This is a genomic window from Maribacter aestuarii (genome assembly GCF_027474845.2).
GTDB classification, from domain to species: domain Bacteria; phylum Bacteroidota; class Bacteroidia; order Flavobacteriales; family Flavobacteriaceae; genus Maribacter; species Maribacter aestuarii.
The window spans coordinates 2168123-2184732 of the sequence record NZ_CP107031.2 but is presented as its reverse complement, the minus strand read 5'-3'; the positions used below and the strand labels follow the sequence as shown (position 1 = coordinate 2184732).

The window sequence follows — 16610 nt, the reverse complement described above, 5'->3', positions numbered from 1 at the left end:
CCGAACTACCCTATAAATCATTATACTTGAATTCATAGGATTCCCATTGGTATCCCATTTGCACACGTCTAAAAGAAAAGATTTTCTCGCCATCGGTTCTAACATTTATAATGCCTGGAAGTATTTTTTTAAAACGCTGCCTTGCCTCGGAATTGGCGTTGGAATTAGAGAAATCCAAGTCATCCAACGTAGTTACTTCCGTATTAGCATGGGCTACGGCATCCGTGTCTCCTGCATCTACGAACAGTGCAGAAAGTTCCGTAGAAAAAATGAGCGGCAAACGCCCCCTACCGGCTAGACCCAGTCCTCCCAAAAACACTGCACGTGGATGACCATGATCTGGGGTTTCGCCGGAGGATACTACCGTCACCATAGGATGAACGGCATGCAAGAATTCTTGTGAAAATTCATGACTCCCATGATGTGGCGCTTTAAAAATATGAGCATTTGCCCTAAGATTATTACCAGGAACCGATAGAAAATGCTCACTACCCTCAACGTTTAAATCTCCTGAGAAAAATGTTCGGACATGTTTATGATCCAATCTAAAAATTACGGAATGCCCGTTTATAGTGTGGGATTTTCCACCAAACCATTTAAGGGTATTGCCGGGCTCCAAAATAGGCCCCAATACCTCTAATTGAACACTGGCATCCCCAATAGGCAAGAAACCTGTAGAGGCGTCCAAACGTTTATAGGTAGCACCACTGGCAACTACCGCATCAATCCAATTTCTAAAATCACTTTTTAAGCTTTCACCCGCCAAATCTTGAACCGAGCTATGCAGCGTCAGTAATTTATCGCTTAGCATCGTTCCCAATTCCGTGTTATGGCCACTCTCGTATAGACCGATTCCGTTGTGGTAAATATGCCTTACCTCTATTTTAGGATGGTTAAGAAGTGGAATCAACCCCACCACGTGATCTTTATCGGCGTGACTTAAAAAAAGATGGTCGATGACGACACTGTTTTGGGCTTGGTCCAGTCGGTATTTCCATATTAGGAAACCAAGGGCCCTATCCTTTAGACCACCGTCAACCAAAATTTTGACGTTATCAGGTGTTACTATAAAAGAAGCATCTCCTTGACCAATATCCAGAAAATAAAGTTCAAGACTGCGTTTTGTCAATAATTTGGTATTGGACGCTATGGTGCCCTGCCTGCCTCTATAAGTGGCATCTCGTCTGGTATTTGTAGTATTGTCTTGTGCGGGGTCTACCAGCAGTTCGTCTCCGTGTATGGCCACATAACTCGTATCCTCAACGCCGTTATTAAAGTAGAACCGTTTTGTTTTATTGGCAAGAAATCTTTTTTCCATAACGATATAAATTAATATCGAATCACTAATTACTTCTTAAAGCTACTACTTAAAATTGCTTTTATACGGAATATACTTACAGGTGGATAAAAAAATTGTATGGCTAACGCTTTTACCGCTTTTGTATTACAAACTTCCAAGCAGTTGGGGGAATCGTCCGTTAGTATCGAATTAGCGAACACTTAACAGATTCTTTTCCTAGGCTTACGTAAATTTGATAAATTTCCTTTATGAGATTTTTTTATTGCATTGCATTCCTGCTTTTTTCTTTGACGCTTTGCGCCCAGGATGATTTTTTGGCCAAGCAATATTTTTCTGACGGTGATTTTGAGAAAGCGGTAGTTTTTTATGAAAAGCTGGTGGAGAAGAACCCGCGGAGAACGGATTACGTTCAGGGACTCATCGCCTGCTATCAACAATTGGAACGCTATACGGATGCGGAACAGTTCCTCTCCGAACAATTGAATATGCGTAGCCCACATCCAACACTTTTGATAGAGATGGGTTACAATTACAAGTTGCAGGAGCGAACGGAGAAAGCGGATAGTTACTTTGATCAAGCTATATCCGTTATTGAACAAAATCCCAATTTTGGGTACGCCCTGGGATATCAGTTTCAGAAATACAGCCTATTGGACCGGGCCATAATAGCCTATCAAAGGGCTATGGAAATGAATCCGGCTTTGGATTACAACTATCAATTGGCACGTATTTATGGGGAACAAGGAGATGTAGAGCGTATGTTCCGTTCTTATCTAAACCTTATCAGTACGGGAAAAACTTCCAAATCCAATATCTTAAGAAGTATAGACGATTTTGTAACTAGTGATGCAGAGCAAAAAGAACAACTTATTGTTGAAGCAAATACTCTTGGAAAAAGCACAAAAGAATCCCGAGCTTATATGGAACGAACTTTTAAGTTGGTTGTTTGTGCAGCAAAATCAATTCAGTAGCGCATTTCGGCAAGAAAAGGCCATTTTTAAAAGAGCGGAGGGGAACAATGTGCAACGCCTAGAAAATTTAGGCGACATGGCCTTGGAAGCTAATGAAGCAGGCGTCGCCAAGGATGTTTTTGAATACATTTCTGAAAATACGAATGATGAGATTACCCGACTTAACGCACAACTGAATCTAATAGATATTGATTTACTAGAGGCAAATGAAAAGGAACTGGACGCAATCCAGAAAAAATATGAAGAATTGGTTGCTATTCATGGATACAAAGGTCAAACCTTACAGCTACAGGTGGCTTATGCCAATTTCCTGACCTTTAAACGCAACAATCCGCAACCGGGGGAGAAGCTGCTAAAAAATAGTCTGGAACTTCCCCTTAATGAACGGGGCACCGCATATATTAAATTGGCACTCGGGGATATTTTGGTATACAATAGAAAGTTCAACGAAGCACTTATCTATTTTTCGCAAATTCAACAACAGCTTAAAAACGATGTTCTGGGACAGAACGCTCGCTTCAAGGTTGCCCAAACTAGTTTTTATAAAGGTGATTTTGATTGGGCATTGACACAACTAAAAGTGTTAAGAGGTTCCACTTCACAGCTCATTGCCAATGATGCCATGCAGTTGAGCTTATTGATTTCGGATAACTCTTTGGAAGATTCTACCCAAACGGCATTAAAGATATATGCCAGGGCCGATTTTTTAGCCTATCAGAATAACACAAACGAAGCGCTTTCCGTATTGGAGGATATCCTTCAAAACCATAAGGGAGAAAAAATCGAGGACGAAGCTCTGTTTAAGCAGGCCCAACTTTATGAGACCCTTAAAAAGCATGAGGAAGCCAGTCTCAATTACGAAAAAATTATAACGTTTTATGGCAATGGAATTTTAGCCGACGATGCCTATTTTGCCTTGGGCGAGCTCTACCGAAAAGTATTTAACGAACCGGAAAAAGCAAAAAATTATTACGAAAAAATCATTTATAACTATCAGGATAGCTACTATTTCCCCCAGGCCCGTAAGAATTTTAGAATGCTTAGAGGGGACGCCATAAATTGAAAATCCTGAATACTAACCATTGATTATTGACTACCGAAGAAAATGTACATCTATAACGTAACCACCAATGTTGATAGCTCCTCCCATAAAGATTGGGTGCATTGGATGCAATCCAAACATATTCCCGAGGTTTTGGCGACCGGTAAATTTCTAAGCGCAAAAATGACCAAGGTGCTTGTAGAGGAGGATATGGGCGGCGTCACCTATTCCGTACAGTTTACCGTTAAGGACAAAGCAGCGTTGGACCGTTATTACCAGGAAGATGCCCCAAGGCTAAGGGAGGATGCGCAAAAATTATTTGCTGGGAAGGCAATTTCTTTCCGGACCGAACTGGAAGTGCTGGACGAGTTCTTTGTGCGAAGACCAACCGCTACGCACCATCTTTTCGCTTATGGAACCCTGCTGGAGAAAGACGTGCAAGTCGGTGTTTTTTCAAGGCCGTTAGGTGGATTAAAAGACGTACTCTCCAAATACAAGGTTTCAGATTTTAAAGTTGCCGATAGGTATCCAACCTTGGACCACACCGGAGATGAGCAAGATGTAATCAAGGGGGAGGTTTATGCGCTAACCCCAGAAGAGCTTAAAATTGCTGATCAATATGAAGGTGATGCCTATGAGCGAATAGAAGTTGAATTGGGATCCAGCAAAAAAGCTTGGGTGTATATCGCCAAAAAATAAACAAATCAAATTAGGGGAGATGGGTAAGAAGTGGAAAAAGAGGAAAGATGATTATACCTATAAAAAATCAGCCGAAAAAGGGCCTGTAAAAGCCAAAAAATATTTAGGCCAGCACTTTTTAAAAGATGAGGATATAGCTCAAAAGATAGCTGATACACTATTGCTCAAAGACTATAAAAACGTCATAGAAATAGGGCCTGGAACCGGGGTACTCACCAAATATCTTTTACTTAAGGACCTCAATTTGGTGGCAATGGATTTGGATGCAGATTCCATTATCTACCTAAATCACAGTTTTCCGTTGGAGCACCCCAAAGTTTTACAAGGAAATATCTCCTTTCAGGTGATTGAAGCAGACTTCCTCAACTACGATATGCAAACCCTTTTCGGTAAAGAACAGTTTGGGATCACTGGTAATTTCCCCTATAACATCTCTACCCAAATCGTGTTCAAAATGCTGGAAATGCGGGAACAGGTCCCTGAATTTTCGGGCATGTTCCAAAAAGAAGTTGCCCAACGGATTTGTGCTACGGAAGGCAATAAAACCTATGGCATCCTTTCGGTACTGGTACAAGCGTTTTATACGACGGAATACCTCTTTACCGTGCATCCACAAGTTTTTGACCCCCCGCCTAAGGTACAATCCGGTGTCCTTAGATTGACCAGAAAATCCGATTTTGAGTTGGGTTGTGATGAAAAGCTTTTTTATCGCGTTGTAAAGACAGCTTTCAACCAAAGAAGAAAGACCATTCGTAACAGTTTAAAAACCTTTTCCCTCTCAGATAATCTAAAAGAAGATGTTATATTTGACCAGCGCCCGGAACAACTGTCCGTAGCCGATTTTATAGCATTGACCAAGAGGATAGCAAATGACACCGTTTAAACTTACTGAAGAATTTGTAGGGGAGATTGAAGTACTCATAGAGCAGAAAGAAGACGCAGGTTTACTAGCGCTTTTGGAGGATGTTCATTATGCGGATGTCGCCGAAATCATCAACGAGCTTAATGATCAGGAGGCCACCTATCTTATTAAATTACTGGATAGCGATAAAACCTCCGATGTACTTACCGAGCTGAACGAAGACGTTAGGGAAGCCATTCTGGGCAACCTTTCTTCCAAGGAAATAGCAGGAGAGTTAGAGGAATTGGATACCGATGATGCGGCAGATATCATTGCGGAACTTCCACAAGAAATAGTACAGGAGGTTATCTCCGAAATAGAGGACCGTGAGCATGCCAAGGACATCGTAGACCTGCTCCGTTATGATGAAAACTCGGCTGGTGGTCTTATGGCGAAAGAGTTGGTGAAAGTCAACGAAAATTGGACCGTACTTAACTGTGTAAAGGAGATGAGGGCACAGGCGGAAAATGTTACCCGTGTGCATTCCATTTATGTAGTGGACGATGAGGAAAAGCTTAAGGGACGTCTTTCCCTAAAAGACTTGTTAACGGCTCCTACCAAAGCTTATATCAAGGATGTATTTATCGCCAACGTGGATTCGGTTAACGTCAATGAAAAACCCGAGGAAGTAGCCAAGATTATGAGCAAATATGACTTGGAAGCTATCCCCGTAGTAGATGAAATTGGAAGATTAGTGGGTCGTATTACCATTGATGATATTGTGGACGTTATCAGGGAGGAAGCTGAAAAAGATTACCAAATGGCTGCCGGTATCTCTCAGGACGTTGAGGCAGACGATAGTATATGGGAGCTTACACGTGCACGTTTACCATGGCTCATTTTAGGCCTTTTTGGCGGGGCCGCAGCTGCTGTGATTATGGGAGGTTTTGAGGAGATGTTCCGAAAATACACCATATTATTTTTGTTCACGCCTTTGATAGCGGCCATGGCGGGCAATGTGGGTGTGCAATCCAGCGCCATTATTGTTCAAGGGCTTGCCAATGATGATATCAAGGGAAGCATTGGCAACCGTTTGATTAAAGAAATGCTCTTGGCCCTTTTGAACGGCACCATTTTAGCGGTGCTCTTGTTGTTCTTCACTTGGATTTGGAAAGGGGATTTCATGACCGCCTTGGCCATATCAGTTTCGTTGATTGCCGTAATTGTAGTTGCCGGTTTTATAGGAACCTTTACACCTTTGTTTTTACATAAAAGAGGTGTTGATCCGGCCATTGCTACCGGACCTTTTATCACAACCAGCAACGATATCTTTGGTATACTCATTTACTTTATGATCGCAAAAGTGATACTTGGTATTTAGGGCACTCCCCTGAAATCAGGGTCGGGCTTTCCGCGCTATACGATAGCTAGCTCCAATCCCTAGTGCAAAAATTGATATCTTTAGATTAAATAATCCTCCCTATGAAACCCATCAACCTTAAAGAAAAACATGCCCTTTTTACCAAACAATGGCATCCTCATCAAATTGCCACAGTTGACGATATGCAGGTGATATTGGCAAAAATTCAGGGCGAATTTGTATGGCACGCCCATGAGCATGAAGACGAGCTTTTTCAAGTTTTAAAAGGTACGATGTACATGAAATTTCGGGACCGTACCGAGGTGGTAAAAGAAGGGGAGATTATTGTGGTTCCCAAAGGTGTGGAACACTGCCCATCTACCAAAAATGGTGAAGAAGTACAGCTCTTACTTTTTGAAAAACAGAATACTGCACATACTGGTGGGGTAAAGCATGAACTTACGCAAACGGAATATCCAAGGATATGAGCCGATTAAAAGGTGTTTGTATTTTTTTTAGCTGCCTGCTGTTTTATTGCGGGACTACTCAAGAATTGAGTAAGTCCGAAAAGTCCTTTACAAAAATTAAGGTAAGCCAGGGCATACAGAATAAAACGCTCAGTAACCATTATGGGAATAAGTATCAGGTAATACTAGACTTTCCAGATACGAACCTTGATAAATATCAGCTGATCATAGCGCTCCATTGGGCAGGTGGTGGAGATACATACAAGACATTTTTTGAATGTTTGGCGTTGCCTGGTCTGGAAGATGATAAAACCGTAATCATTGCCCCAGAAGGAGAAAATCAGCTATGGAGCACAGAAAATAACGTGACAAAAGTAATCAACTTGGTTACATATGCCATCAAATACTGGAACGTAGACCCGGAAAAAATTGCGGTCATGGGTTATAGCAATGGTGGTAATGGGAGTTGGTACTTTGCCGAACACCATCCAGAAACTTTCTCTGCGGCAATTCCCATGGCAAGCTCCTACGCCATCACCGAAAAAATTGGTATTCCGCTCTATGTCATACACGGTGAGCGCGATGAGCTATTTAGCGTGACAAAAACCTCTGAATGGGTCAGAAAATCAAAAGAGGCCGGCAGCGACATTACCTTTGTTAAAAATGAATCGCTCTCCCATTTTCAGGGGTGTTCCTATGTTGGGGAACTTAAAAGAGCACACGAATGGTTACAAAACTTATGGAAGGACAAATGAAAGTATTACATGTAGACATCAACCACCCGCTTATTATAGAGCAATTCAATGAACTTGGTTTTGAGAATGATGAAGATTATACAGGCACAAAAGCCGAAATCGAGACAAAAATTCCTGAATACGACGGACTCATTATCCGTAGTCGGTTCTCCATAGATGCCGAATTCTTGGATAAGGCAACCAATTTAAAATTTATTGGGAGACTGGGCGCAGGGTTGGAAAATATAGACGTCCGGTATGCGAAGGCCAAGGATATATTTTTGGCCGCCGCTCCGGAAGGAAACCGCAATGCCGTTGGCGAACATACCTTAGGTATGCTTCTATCTTTATTCAACAAGCTGAACAGTGCCGATGAAGAAGTGCGGAATGGTAAATGGGACCGAGAGGGAAATCGCGGAGTGGAACTGGAAGGAAAAGTGGTAGGTATCGTCGGCTATGGAAATATGGGAAAGGCCTTTGCCAAAAAACTTAAAGGCTTCGATGTGGACGAAGTGATCTGCTACGATATCGAAGGTGGCGTTGAGGATGAAAACGCACGTCAAGTGGGTATTATGGAGCTTCACCAACGAACCGATGTTTTAAGCCTGCACGTACCGCAAACAGAACGGACAATAGGTATGGTAAATACCGAATTCATAAACAAATTCCACAACCCCTTTTGGATTTTGAACACCGCCCGGGGAAAATGTATCAAGACAACGGATTTGGTCGCTGCATTAAAAGATGAGAAGGTTTTAGGTGCTGGATTAGATGTGCTGGAATATGAAAAAAGCTCCTTTGAGGATATGTTCACCGATAAAAAACTTCCTGAAGCTTTCCAATATCTTATTGATGCAAAAAATGTTCTGCTAACTCCCCATGTGGCCGGCTGGACGGTTGAAAGCAAAATAAAACTGGCGCAAACCGTGGTAGATAAAATAAAAGCTAAGTTTTGCTAAATTTATGTAGTGAAAAGAACGGTCTACATATTCAGTGCGCTTATTATAGTGCTGCTATTACTTTTTCAAATTAGCAAATATGCCATTTACACCAATGACCTAACCCTAGAGTTTACCATCGCTTTCGTTGCTATCGTTTTTTTCTTCATTGGCGTTTTACTCAACAAAAAAAGTTCCACTAAAACACAGATATCCCAAGAGGACGTCGATTTGAAAAAATTAAAGACGCTCTCCCTAAGTGATAGGGAGTATGAGGTCTTAAAAGAAATTGCTTCCGGTTTATCCAATAAGGAAATTGCCGAAAAACTATTTCTTACGGAGAGTACCATCAAGACCCATGTATCTAATTTATTCGTAAAGCTAAATGCCAAAAGAAGGACGCAAGCCATACGAATGGCGAAAGAGATGAGAATAATTTAAAACTTTTCGACACCATTAAACTCATTTTGGAACTTTAGTATGAGTCTGTCTTTTAGCAAAATGCATACTTTGGAGAAACTTAAAATACTTTTCCATGAAAAAAATAATCATACGAAATGGCACATACGCTTTTTTATGCGCCTTCCTATTATTCATAGTTGTTCTTTATGCAGGACTAGGTTTAGATTTTGGGCTACAAGAGGTATTGGGCTACCTTACCATAATAACATCACTGGCCTTCATATTTCCTGCCATAGAAAGCTATAGGGAAAATGTAAACAACGGGGTAGTCTCCTTTAAAAATGCCTTACTTATAGGACTTGCCATTTCGGCGTTAGCCGGAATCGGGTTTGCAATTGCGGATACCTTATATGTTGTGTTCATAAATCCAGATTTCGCACAGCAATATTTTGAATATTCCCTGGAAAAAATGGAAAACGAACTTCCATTGGAAGAATTTGAAATTAAAAAAGCCGAGCTGGAGGGTCAGATAGCACAATACAATAATCCTGCTTTTAACGCCATAGTTATGTTCCTGACCGTTTTTTTAATGGGGACCTTAATTTCCATAATATCAGCATTCATTTTACAACGAAAGAAATTAATCCATCGCCAATAGGTATTCCATTTTTAGAGCAACAAAAAAAATCGAGTTTATTCATTAAAAATTATCAAATATGCAATTAGGAACATTTTCAGTAAGTTTAAGCGTCAAGGATATCAAAGTATCCAAAGCATTTTATGAAAAGTTGGGCTATGTCGTCTTTCATGGGGATATAGATCAAAATTGGCTTATAATGAAGAATGAAACATCTACCATTGGATTGTTTCAGGGTATGTTCGAAAAGAACATACTCACCTTTAACCCAGGTTGGGATGAAAATGCCCACCCCTTAAAATCCTTTACCGATGTCAAGGAACTACAAAAGCAGCTCAAAAGTAAGGGGATAGAAATAGTGACGGAAGCAGATGAAAGCACAATGGGACCTGCAAATTTTGTGATTACGGATCCAGACGGAAATCCTATTTTAATAGACCAACACGTATAAGATGAACTATAAAGCGGATTCACCCGAAGACTATTTGAAACAATTACCAGAGGAGCGACAAAAAGTGGTCTCCAAATTAAGGGAAACCATTCTCCGCAACCTACCCAAAAGTTTTGAAGAACAGATGAGCTACGGTATGTTAGGCTACGTTGTACCGCATAGTATTTATCCAGATGGGTACCACTGCGACCCTAAATTGCCCCTGCCTTTTATTAATCTTGCGTCACAAAAGAATTTTGTGGCCTTGTACCACTCAGGAATATATGCAGATAAAAAGTTGCAAGATTGGTTCGTCAACGAGTATCCAAAACATTGCGAACGAAAATTGGATATGGGAAAAAGTTGCGTTCGTTTTAAATACATGGATGATATTCCGTATGATATGATTGCAACACTTTGCACTAAAATGACCGTTGAAGAATGGGTAACACTTTATGAGAAGACTGTAAAGCGATAGCACCTGGTTAATTATTACACTATAATAATTTAAAACTCATTGAACATGAAAAACAGAGTAACCGGATTGGGTGGATTCTTTTTTAAGACCAAAGAACCCGACAAAATAAAAGATTGGTACAAAAACCATTTAGGGCTTAATACCGACGAATACGGTTGTACTTTTTGGTGGAAAGATAAGGAAGGGAACGATTGTTCCACACAATGGAGTCCTATGAAAAATGACACTTCATACTTTGAACCTAGCAAATCGTCATTTATGATGAACTTTAGAGTAGAGAACTTGGTAGAACTCCTAGAAGTTTTAAAGGATGAAGGAGTGACCATCGTCGGTGAAATTGAAGAATACGACTACGGCAAGTTTGGGTGGATATTGGATCCGGACGGGAACAAATTAGAACTCTGGGAACCTGTTGATAAAGCATTTTTATAGCTAACGAATTATTTGTTACATTTAGTAATGATTTAACCACCAAAAACAAAGAACATGTCAGAAGAAAATAAAGATTTAGGAGATGAGGCCAACGAGGCTATGAAAAATGCGAAAAAGAAAGCGGAGAACTTAGGCGACAAGGCCAAAGACTCCTTTGATAAAGGAAAAGAAGAAACTAAGGACCTTGGGGATAAGGCAGAAGAGGCCTTTGACGACGCTAAGGAAAAGACCAAAGAATTTACGGAGGATACGAAGAAAAAAGCAAAGGAGTTTACGGAAGACACCAAGAAAAAAGCTAATGAATTTGGAGATAAAGCCGAGGAAGCTGCCAAAGACTTTAAGGAAGATGTCAAACAAACTTTCGATCCTAAAAGCCCGGATAGCGGAAAAACTGTCGCTATATTGGCACATATTACAATTATCGGCTGGATTGTAGCCATAATTATGAACAGTCAAAACAAGACGGAATTCGGGAGCTATTATATACGTCAGACCCTCGGTATATGGATAATCGCAATTATTCTCAACTTTATTCCGGTAGTGGGTTGTTTCGCTTCACTAATTTGTTTGGTGTTGATAATTATTAGCTTGGTAAATGCAGCTAATGATAAGATGGTACCTACAGTAGGAGTAGGCCACCTGTTCCAGGACTGGTTTAAAAGCTTATAGAACATCAAAAAGTCAGATTTTATTGGTCTGACTTTTTTTATTTCATTTATTATCGTAATATTGCAATATATAAATATGAAATGGGGATTACTAAAACACAAATATTTAACGCAAAGCAGAACGAACTGGCCACGATTTTCAAGGTACTTTCCAACCCGGCCCGTATTGCGATCTTACAATACATTAGCAAGCAGGATGCCTGCATCTGTAATGACATTGTGGACGAAATAGGTTTGGCGCAACCTACGATTTCACAACACTTAAAGGAGCTTAAAAGCATTGATTTGATAAATGGAGAGATAGAAGGCAAAAAAGTATGCTATTGCATCAACCTAAAAAAATGGTCCGCCATTCAGGACCTGTTTAATTCTTTTTTCAATACTACAAAAACCAATTGTTGTTAATTTAAAACGATACCGATGAAAACACACGAATTTCTATCCTTACTAAAGGAAAATCCCAATAAGAATCTACTCTTTGAATATAAGCCAGGAGCTTTGGTAGGAGCTAATTATCACATTACAGAGGTAAAAAATATTACCATTGACGCGGTGGATTGTGGTGCCAGTACAGATTTCTGGAAAGAGACCATCATACAACTTTGGGAAAGTCCAGAAGAAATTGGCAAACGAGATTATATGTCGGCGGACAAAGCACTAGCTATTTTAAACAGGGTAGATAAAATAAAGCCTATGGAAAAGGACGTAGAAGTGAAATTTGAATACTCCAACACCAGTTTCCATACCGCACAGTTATTTGTAAATGCCCATCAAGTAGCGGGAGAAAATTTAGTCTTTCATCTAGGTGTAGAACAGACCGACTGTAAAGCAAAGGAAACTTGTGGCGAACCTGTAGCGGCCTCAGCTCAAGAAACTTCCAATTGTGCGCCTGGAAGTGGTTGCTGTTAATTAATAGTTCTGTTTTCTATGGCCTCTATCCAAATAAGACCTATGAAACCTGAAGACTGGGATTCCGTTTCAAAAATATATGAAGAAGGAATTGCCACCGGGTTCGCAACTTTTGAAACCAGTATCCCTACGTACGAATCTTGGGACAACGCCCATCTAAAAACGTGTAGGTTAGTTGCTGAAAGAAATGGAGAAGTACTGGGTTGGGCCGCACTTTCACCGGTTTCAAGTAGATGCGTTTATGGTGGTGTGGCAGAGGTAAGTGTGTATGTTGGACAAAATAATCGAGGTTTAGGCTTGGGAGAATTATTGATGAACAGATTGATTTCTAAAAGCGAGGCGGACGGCCTATGGACTTTACAATCTGGTATATTTCCAGAAAATGAGGGAAGTATCAAACTTCATAAGAAAGTTGGTTTTCGTTGTATAGGAAAACGCGAACGGGTGGGTAAACTGGCGGGAGAATGGAAAGATAATGTCCTTTTTGAACGTAGGAGCACCACTGTTGGTATTGATTAGGATTCCTCTTCTTTTAACTGCATCTGCGACTCCGCTAATTTTCTTTCCAGTTCGGCCTGAAACTCTTCCATTACTGGTTTTACGGTGCTTTCCGGTAAATCCGCAATCTTAATATACATCAATCCATCCACGGAATTGTTAAATAGGGGGTCCACATTAAAGGCTACGACTTTTGCATTTTGCTTAATATACTTTTTAATCAAAACTGGGAGGCGCAGGTTTCCAGGCTCTACCTCATCGATCAAACGGTCAAATTTGTTCAAATCGGCTTGGGTCTCATCAAAGACGAATTCTTTATCGGCATCCTTTAATTTTACCTTAAATTCCTTTTTGGGCCTTATATATTGTGCCACGTATGGATCCCAATAATTAGACTTCATAAATTCAATCATCAAGGACTTGGAAAAATTGGAAAACTGGTTACTTATACTAACCCCACCGATTAAGTATTTATGTTCCGGGTGTCTAAGGGTGGTATGCACGATTCCTTTCCAGAGCAGGAAAAGCGGCATCGGTTTTTGTTGATATTCTTTGACAATATATGCGCGTCCCATTTCAATCGAATTACGCATCATTCCATAAAGCTCCGGCTCAACACGAAACAAATCCTGAAGGTAGAAACCATCTATTCCGTACTTTGGGAATATTTCAGACCCCATACCCATTCTATAGGCGCCCACAATGCACTTATCGTCATCGTCCCAAAGAAAAAGATGATGGTAGTAGGAATCAAAAACATCCAGGTCGATAGCCTTGTTCGTGCCCTCCCCTATGGCCCTAAACGTCACCTCTCTTTGCCTTCCAATTTCTTTAAGGATAAAAGGCATGTCCTTTTCCTTGGCCAGGAAAACCTCATAATTTTTACTTTGTAAAAGCCGGCAATCTTTTTCGCGAAGCTTATCTATTTCTCCCTGCATTACCTCCTTTCGCATTGCTGAAGCAATTTTTTTAGGCGGCTTCGGAATTTTTAAGGAAGTGGGGATTTGATCAATCAACCGTTCCTTCTCATAAGCATTGGCCAGGATGTATGTTTTTCTGCGCAGCAAATCCGTGAACTCCTCTAAATTTTCCTGTTCCTTCTGTAATTGAACAGAAATAGGCTGCCCTATCCTGACTTTAATGGGCCTATTTCTCTGAGAATAAACCTGAGAAGGAATCAGTGCGGTCCTAAATACATCCGCCCATCGAGAAAGACGGTAGAATAGTTTACTGTTTTTAGCATGAAAATAAATAGGAACCACTGGCACCTCGGCTTTTCGTATCAACTTTAAAGCGGCCTCTTCCCAAGGTTTGTCCACAATTAGTTTTTCTTCCCTGTGGGTAGACACTTCCCCAGCAGGGAAAATTCCTAGAGGGTGACCGTCCCTAACATGTTGCAGGGCATTTTTGAAACCAGCAATACTACTTTTAGCACCTTTGTGCTCTTCGAACGGGTTAACCGGTAATATATAGGGCTCTAGCGGCACCATCCGCTGAAGTAAAAAATTGGCCATTATTTTAAAATCCTGCCTTTGGGGCAACATCAGTTTCATTAATAAAATACCATCTATAGCTCCTAGCGGATGATTACTTATAGTGATAAATGAACCGTCCTTGGGCAATCTTTTAAAGTCGTCTTCGGGAATTTCATAATCTATCTCAAAATGCTCCAAGATGGCGTCCGCATATTCCTTACAATCCAGATGCGCAACTTTATCATAAAATTTATTGATGCTGGATAACCGAGTGACCTTCATCAATAGCCAAGCTGTTAAAGTACCTAAATAACCATATTTGGATAAATTAATGGCTTTTGCCACTTCTTTTGCGGTCACTAAACCCATAAATCGAAAAGATTAAAGTGCCGTAAATATAGGAAAAAGCCTAGTGGAGCAGGCTATTTTAACATTAGAAAAAAGATTGTACGCAACTACTTGACCACCAATTGAACCGTCTCTTTTCCACGTTGTTCCAACAAGATTTCATGACCGTTTTGTAAAGATTCCAAAGCTTTTGAATTAAAATGTCTGATGGTATACAGGGAAACTCCTTCTTGGTGCACCACTTTGAACTTACTTTTCAATTGATCTAGTAAGGCTTGTAAACCTCCGAACTTGTTGTCTACGCAAACCGAAAAACTAATGGCCGAATTCTGAATCAAATCCACCTTCATTTTATGCTCATGAAAAAGTTTAAAAAGTTCGCTTATGCTGTCTTCAACGATAAAAGAGAAATCCAAAGAAGACAATTTCATCAACACTTGATTTTTTTTGACGATAAAACAAGGTACTTCGGGCTCAATCCCTACCCCTTTTCCTACCGTGGTTCCGGATTCCATAGGGTTTAAAAAAGATTTAACGTGTAAGGCTATTTCCTTTCTTTGAAGCGGTTGTAATGTCTTAGGGTGAATAACCGATGCACCGTAAAAAGCAAGTTCTATAGCTTCCCTATAGGAGATATTATTCAATAATTGTGTCTCTTTGAAATACCGTGGATCGGCATTCAGAACACCCGGAACATCCTTCCAAATGGTTACGGAATCTGCATTTAGACAGTAGGCCAGGATGGCTGCGGAGTAATCGGACCCTTCCCTGCCTAGCGTAGTGGTAAAATTATTTTCATCACTGCCTAAAAAACCTTGGGTTATATTAAGAATACTCCGATCAATTTTGGAAATGTGCTCTTGGGTCTTTTCCCAAATAACCGTGGTATCCCTATAACTGCTATCGGTTTTTATAAAACTTCTTACATCCAGCAATTGGTTTCTAATCCCAATTTCTTCAAAATAGGCACTTACAATGGCTGTAGATAAAAGTTCTCCATATCCTACTACCTGATCATACACAAAATTGTATTTGGGCGATTTGTTCCATGCCAAAAAACCTTTTACTTCTTCTATTAGCGTTTTTACGTCTTTGTAGACTTGATGTTGATGATTGGGAAACAACTCTTTTAAAATTCCGTTGTGATACTCCACAACTGCATCGATTTTGTGCACGATTTCCGTTTTGTCATCAAAATATGCATCCACGATTTCTTCCATGGCATTAGTGGTTTTACCCATAGCCGAAATCACTAACAATGTATTTTCGTGACCAACCTCTTTAAGGACCTTAACCACATTCTTTACGCCGTCCGCATCTTTTACGGATGCACCTCCAAATTTGAATACCCTCATAAAATTCGTATCAATTCAATTTGAAATATTTCCTATTGTTCCATGTTTTTCAAAAAATCCGCAATGCCCTGTTCGTTCAACTGAACCACATCCCAATCACGCATTACCCTAGCGCCTTTACTTTCATAAAAGTTGATGGCGGGTTCGTTCCAGTCCAATACTTCCCAGCTGATACGTTTTACACCTAAACCATGACCGTATTGCACCACTTTATTTAAAAGTGCTGTTCCAAGACCTGATCCCCGCATATTTTCCGTAATGATCAAATCCTCTAAATGAATGACGGGTCCTTTCCAAGTGGAATACCGAGGATAAACCAACGCCATGCCCACTATATCAGTTTCAGATTCAGCCACAAAGCATTGGAATTTTTTAGGATCGGAAAATCCATCCTTTACCAAATCCTGCTCTGTTACCTCTACTTCATCTGGTTCTTTTTCAAACACCGCAAGTTCCTTTACCAATTTTAGAACTTGGGACATGTCTTCTGGCAATGCTTCTCTTATTAAATATTCCATAATTGTTACAATTATAACACAAAGTTATATATTTTAAAAACGAAAGTAGGACGAAATCGATATAGTTTCACAAAATACCCGATATTTGTGGTCAAATTAACCACCCTT

Annotated in this window: 21 protein-coding genes; 17 read left to right on the top strand and 4 right to left on the bottom strand. The window is 40.3% G+C overall.

The window, feature by feature from the left end; all coding sequences use genetic code 11:
• Positions 1-10: 10 nt before the first annotated feature.
• Entirely contained in the window at positions 11-1318 is a 1308-nt protein-coding gene (locus N8A89_RS09880) for a ComEC/Rec2 family competence protein (protein ID WP_289644250.1), read from the bottom strand.
• Positions 1319-1548: 230 nt separating this feature from the next.
• On the opposite strand from N8A89_RS09880, the gene N8A89_RS17720 reads away from it, so the two are divergent.
• The 17 genes from N8A89_RS17720 (at position 1549) to N8A89_RS09795 (ending at position 12827) form a co-directional block, all read left to right on the top strand.
• Positions 1549-2271: a tetratricopeptide repeat protein gene (locus tag N8A89_RS17720; RefSeq protein ID WP_347343921.1), complete on the top strand. Its 723-nt coding sequence runs from the start codon at positions 1549-1551 to the stop codon at positions 2269-2271.
• Positions 2174-3334, top strand: a complete 1161-nt coding sequence (locus N8A89_RS09875; protein ID WP_347343920.1) for a tetratricopeptide repeat protein — start codon at positions 2174-2176, stop codon at positions 3332-3334. The genes N8A89_RS17720 and N8A89_RS09875 overlap by 98 nt, the downstream gene beginning before the upstream one ends.
• Positions 3335-3376: 42 nt before the next feature.
• Positions 3377-4012 carry a DUF4286 family protein gene (locus tag N8A89_RS17715; RefSeq protein ID WP_347343919.1) on the top strand — a complete coding sequence of 212 codons (636 nt, stop codon included), beginning with the start codon at positions 3377-3379 and terminating at the stop codon, positions 4010-4012.
• A 19-nt stretch (positions 4013-4031) separates the two neighbouring features.
• Positions 4032-4895 carry a 16S rRNA (adenine(1518)-N(6)/adenine(1519)-N(6))-dimethyltransferase RsmA gene (gene rsmA / locus N8A89_RS09860; protein WP_289644249.1) on the top strand — a complete coding sequence of 288 codons (864 nt, stop codon included), beginning with the start codon at positions 4032-4034 and terminating at the stop codon, positions 4893-4895.
• The gene (mgtE, locus tag N8A89_RS09855; protein ID WP_281542116.1) at positions 4882-6234 is read left to right on the top strand and encodes a magnesium transporter; all 1353 of its coding nucleotides are present in this window, start codon (positions 4882-4884) and stop codon (positions 6232-6234) included. The genes rsmA and mgtE overlap by 14 nt, the downstream gene beginning before the upstream one ends.
• Positions 6235-6335: 101 nt before the next feature.
• Positions 6336-6701 carry a cupin domain-containing protein gene (locus N8A89_RS09850; protein ID WP_281542115.1) on the top strand — a complete coding sequence of 122 codons (366 nt, stop codon included), beginning with the start codon at positions 6336-6338 and terminating at the stop codon, positions 6699-6701.
• The gene (locus N8A89_RS09845; RefSeq protein WP_289644247.1) at positions 6698-7435 is read left to right on the top strand and encodes a carboxylesterase family protein; all 738 of its coding nucleotides are present in this window, start codon (positions 6698-6700) and stop codon (positions 7433-7435) included. Before N8A89_RS09850 ends, N8A89_RS09845 begins: the two co-directional genes overlap by 4 nt.
• Entirely contained in the window at positions 7432-8373 is a 942-nt protein-coding gene (locus N8A89_RS09840) for a 2-hydroxyacid dehydrogenase (protein WP_281543367.1), read from the top strand. Before N8A89_RS09845 ends, N8A89_RS09840 begins: the two co-directional genes overlap by 4 nt.
• 9 nt (positions 8374-8382) lie before the next feature.
• The gene (locus tag N8A89_RS09835) at positions 8383-8793 is read left to right on the top strand and encodes a response regulator transcription factor (RefSeq protein WP_281542113.1); all 411 of its coding nucleotides are present in this window, start codon (positions 8383-8385) and stop codon (positions 8791-8793) included.
• Between the two features lie 94 nt (positions 8794-8887).
• The gene (locus tag N8A89_RS09830; protein WP_281542112.1) at positions 8888-9412 is read left to right on the top strand and encodes a DUF4199 domain-containing protein; all 525 of its coding nucleotides are present in this window, start codon (positions 8888-8890) and stop codon (positions 9410-9412) included.
• Positions 9413-9470: 58 nt separating this feature from the next.
• Complete coding sequence (locus N8A89_RS09825) at positions 9471-9842, top strand: VOC family protein (RefSeq protein WP_281542111.1); 372 nt, start codon at positions 9471-9473, stop codon at positions 9840-9842.
• 1 nt (position 9843) lies between these two features.
• Positions 9844-10299, top strand: a complete 456-nt coding sequence (locus N8A89_RS09820; RefSeq protein WP_281542110.1) for a DUF1801 domain-containing protein — start codon at positions 9844-9846, stop codon at positions 10297-10299.
• Positions 10300-10344: 45 nt separating this feature from the next.
• The gene (locus N8A89_RS09815) at positions 10345-10731 is read left to right on the top strand and encodes a VOC family protein (RefSeq protein ID WP_281542109.1); all 387 of its coding nucleotides are present in this window, start codon (positions 10345-10347) and stop codon (positions 10729-10731) included.
• A 54-nt stretch (positions 10732-10785) separates the two neighbouring features.
• Positions 10786-11400 carry a YtxH domain-containing protein gene (locus N8A89_RS09810; RefSeq protein WP_281542108.1) on the top strand — a complete coding sequence of 205 codons (615 nt, stop codon included), beginning with the start codon at positions 10786-10788 and terminating at the stop codon, positions 11398-11400.
• 80 nt (positions 11401-11480) lie between these two features.
• Positions 11481-11804: an ArsR/SmtB family transcription factor gene (locus N8A89_RS09805; protein ID WP_281542107.1), complete on the top strand. Its 324-nt coding sequence runs from the start codon at positions 11481-11483 to the stop codon at positions 11802-11804.
• A gap of 15 nt (positions 11805-11819) precedes the next feature.
• Positions 11820-12308, top strand: coding sequence for a DUF6428 family protein (locus tag N8A89_RS09800; protein ID WP_281542106.1), 489 nt, complete (start codon positions 11820-11822; stop codon positions 12306-12308).
• A 42-nt stretch (positions 12309-12350) separates the two neighbouring features.
• Positions 12351-12827 carry a GNAT family N-acetyltransferase gene (locus tag N8A89_RS09795; protein ID WP_281542105.1) on the top strand — a complete coding sequence of 159 codons (477 nt, stop codon included), beginning with the start codon at positions 12351-12353 and terminating at the stop codon, positions 12825-12827.
• Here the strand turns inward: N8A89_RS09795 and N8A89_RS09790 are convergent.
• The 3 genes from N8A89_RS09790 to N8A89_RS09780 all read right to left on the bottom strand — a co-directional run bounded on the left by N8A89_RS09790 (position 12824) and on the right by N8A89_RS09780 (position 16502).
• Positions 12824-14650 (bottom strand): lysophospholipid acyltransferase family protein, encoded by a 1827-nt coding sequence (locus N8A89_RS09790; RefSeq protein ID WP_281542104.1) that lies wholly within the window; start codon positions 14648-14650, stop codon positions 12824-12826. The genes N8A89_RS09795 and N8A89_RS09790 overlap by 4 nt on opposite strands.
• Before the next feature lie 86 nt (positions 14651-14736).
• Positions 14737-15984, bottom strand: coding sequence for an aspartate kinase (locus tag N8A89_RS09785; protein ID WP_281542103.1), 1248 nt, complete (start codon positions 15982-15984; stop codon positions 14737-14739).
• 32 nt (positions 15985-16016) lie between these two features.
• Positions 16017-16502 carry a GNAT family N-acetyltransferase gene (locus N8A89_RS09780; RefSeq protein ID WP_281542102.1) on the bottom strand — a complete coding sequence of 162 codons (486 nt, stop codon included), beginning with the start codon at positions 16500-16502 and terminating at the stop codon, positions 16017-16019.
• Between the last annotated feature and the right edge of the window lie 108 nt (positions 16503-16610).